General features: G+C 75.3%; 1 protein-coding gene. It reads left to right on the top strand.

Features of this window, described 5'->3' with window-relative positions:
- On the top strand, positions 1-1,747 hold a 1,747-nt coding region (locus QR77_RS46445; protein ID WP_160310872.1), incomplete at both ends, for a type I polyketide synthase.

Genomic DNA, 1,747 nt, shown 5'->3' with positions numbered 1-1,747 from the left:
GGGGTGTCCTCGTTCGGGATCAGCGGCACCAACGCCCACGTCATCCTGGAGGCCGGGCCGGATGCCGCCGAGCACCCCGGTCCGGGCCCCGGTACCCCGCCGGACCACGGGGCACCGGTCCCGTGGCTGGTGTCCGGAAGCACCGAGGAGGCGCTGCGGGACCAGGCGCGCGCCCTGCTGGAACGCGTGGACCACGCCGACGTGCGCGACACCGGGTTCTCCCTGGCCACCACCCGCGCCGCGCTGGAACACCGCGCGGTCGTGGTCGCCCGGGACGCGGACGGCTTCCGCGGGGCACTGACGGCCGTCGCGGCGGGCGAGCCGGAGCACCGGGGCGTGACGGGGCCCGCGACGGCCGGCGGGCTGGGTTTCCTCTTCTCCGGCCAGGGCGCGCAGACCGTCGGTATGGGGCGGGACCTGGCCGCCGCGTTCCCGGTGTTCGCCGACGCGTTCGCGGAGGCGAGCGCGGGGGTCGGCGGGATCCGGGTGGACGACGAGGATGTCCTGCGCGGCACCGGAAACGCCCAACGGGCCCTGTTCGCCTACCAGGTGGCCCTGTACCGCCTGTGGGAGTCGTGGGGTGTGGTACCGGACGCGCTGGTCGGGCACTCGGTCGGCGAGGTGGCCGCCGCACACGTCGCGGGAGTGCTCTCGCTGGAGGAGGCGTGCCGTCTGGTGACGGCGCGGGCCGACCTGATGGAGTCCCTGGCCCCCGGCGGGGTCATGATGTCGCTCCACGCGGCGGAGGACGAGGTGGCGGGCTCGCTGCCGGACGGCGTATCGGTCGCCGCCGTGAACGGGCCCCGGTCCCTCGTCGTGTCGGGTGACGCGGAGGCGGTCGAGCGCTGTGCGAAGCGGTGGCCGGGCGCGCGGCGTCTGCGGGTGAGTCACGCTTTCCACTCGCACCACATGGACGGCATGCTGGACGACTTCACCGAGGTGGTGCGCGGGCTGACGTTCCACCGCCCGGAGATCCCGGTCCTCGCCTCGGGCGACATGACGGACCCGGACTACTGGGTGCGCCAGGTCAGGGAACCCGTGCGCTTCCTGGACGGCATGCGGGCCCTGCTGGAGCGGGGCGTGCGCACGTTCTGCGAGATCGGCCCGGACGCGGTTCTCACGGGCCTGGGCGAGGAGTGTGCCGAGGACGTCCCCGGGACGCTGTTCGTGGCAAGCGCGCGGCGCGGCAGGTCCGAGGCCGACGAGACCGCGCGGGCACTCGGGGAACTGGCAGCGCACGGGGTCACGCCGCGCTGGGAGCGGGTGTTCCCGGGGGCCCGCCGCGTCGACCTGCCCACCTATTCGTTCCAGCACCGGCGGTATTGGAAGGAGCCCCAGGCACCGGACGGCGACTTCTGGTCGCTGGTGCGCCGGCAGGACCTGAACGCGCTCACCGAGAGCCTGCGGGTCGACGGCGACCCGAAGCTCAGCGAGGTGCTGCCGGCACTCGCGCGCTGGCACCGCAAGGGCGAGTCGGCCGCCGCACTGGGCCGGTGGCGGTACGGACTCACCTGGGCCGCGCTCCCCGGACTCCCCGCCGCCGAGCTGTCCGGTACGTGGCTGGTGGTGCCGCTGGGCGCCGCCGATCCGCTCACCGAAAGCGTGCTGAAGGCGGTGGCCGGGCGCGGCGGCGTCCCCGCGGTGGTGCGGCCCGAGGACGTCCCGGCCCGGGTCGGGGAAGCCCCGGTCGCCGGCGTGCTGCTGCTTCTCGGTGCGGACGGTGGCGCCGCGGAGCCGGACGCCGGAC

Source organism: Streptomyces sp. 150FB (assembly GCF_000818195.1).
Lineage (GTDB): Bacteria > Actinomycetota > Actinomycetes > Streptomycetales > Streptomycetaceae > Streptomyces.
The sequence above is the reverse complement of the archived record's forward strand: the minus strand, read 5'-3'. Positions and strand labels throughout refer to the sequence as shown.